Source organism: Endozoicomonas acroporae, from assembly GCF_002864045.1.
GTDB lineage: Bacteria > Pseudomonadota > Gammaproteobacteria > Pseudomonadales > Endozoicomonadaceae > Endozoicomonas > Endozoicomonas acroporae.
This window is the reverse complement of the sequence record NZ_PJPV01000216.1, coordinates 1-575: the sequence shown is the minus strand read 5'-3', so window position 1 is coordinate 575 and position 575 is coordinate 1. Positions and strand designations below refer to the sequence as shown.

Annotated in this window: 1 protein-coding gene; it reads right to left on the bottom strand. The window is 47.1% G+C overall.

Features of this window, described 5'->3' with window-relative positions:
• Nucleotides 1-575: M26 family metallopeptidase (locus CX664_RS26755; RefSeq protein ID WP_180966618.1), on the bottom strand; the 575-nt coding region annotated here is incomplete at both ends.

Here is a 575-nt window from a genome sequence, read left to right as displayed (position 1 = left end):
ATAATTACCCTTGGTTGTGACATGGCAGTTCACTGCCGTGGTGTGGTCAACCTTTCCTCCAGCTTTAACCTCCCCCCCCCCGATACCGGCGGATGCTTCCTTACCCTTGGTTATGACATTGCTGTTCACCGCCATGATGTTGGTAACCTTTCCTTTAACCTGCCCCCCCCCGATGCCGACGTGTGCACTGTCACTCAAGCTGACAATATGAACATTTTCCGCCCAGATATTACTGACTGTGCCAGATTTCTCAACAACACAGGCTGCTAACCCGGTCACCTTCGTGGAATTTTTTATATTGGCACGAGTAAACTTAAGGTCACTGATGTTGCCTTTCAGAGTGTTAACAAAACAGTCAAACAGGCCGCTGATGGTATAGCACTGCCCATCGTACTCCCCGGTGAATGTGCCAATGGGTATATGGCTTTCATTGACATTAATATTCGCTGTCTGTTGATAGATACCGTCCTCTGGAAAGCCGGAATCTCTTTGACCAATCTTGAGCAGGGTTTCTGTATCATTAATAAAATAAATCGTTTTCGAATTCGCATACTGAAAAGAGCTGGCCAGCGTGC